Here is a 570-nt window from a genome sequence, read left to right on the forward strand (position 1 = left end):
TTTATCCGCAAGATCTGACCCTACTCGCTCTGCTCTTTGTGATCGCCGCGTTTGGCCTGTTCTTCATTACCACCTTTTTAGGCCGAGTCTGGTGTGGCTATCTCTGCCCACAAACCGTCTGGACCTTCATGTACATCTGGTTTGAAGAAAAACTCGAAGGCAGCGCGAATAAACGTCGCAAACAAGACGCCAATAAACTCACCGCCAACTTAGCCATGCGTAAAACACTCAAGCACACCGCTTGGTTTGCTATCGCGCTCGCCACAGGCTTCACCTTTGTTGGTTACTTTGTACCGATGAAACAGCTGGTGATTGATTTCTTCACCTTCAACGCGAACTTCTGGCCAGTATTCTGGGTCATGTTCTTTGCCATCTGTACTTACGGCAACGCAGGTTGGATGCGCTCAATCATGTGTATTCACATGTGTCCTTACGCGCGTTTTCAATCAGCGATGTTCGACAAAGACACGTTCATCGTCGGTTACGATACCAAACGTGGTGAAAAGCGCGGTCCGCGTTCACGTAAAGCCGATCCAAAACAACTGGGCTTAGGTGACTGTATTGACTGTG

The 570-nt window shown here is 48.9% G+C and carries 1 protein-coding gene; it reads left to right on the forward strand.

Annotation, left to right across the window (positions count from 1 at the left end; translation table 11 throughout):
* Positions 1-570 (forward strand): 4Fe-4S dicluster domain-containing protein (locus R8N47_RS27205; protein WP_318186369.1); only part of this gene is annotated, 570 nt, incomplete at both ends.

It is taken from the genome of Vibrio sp. 2132-1 (genome assembly GCF_033344315.1).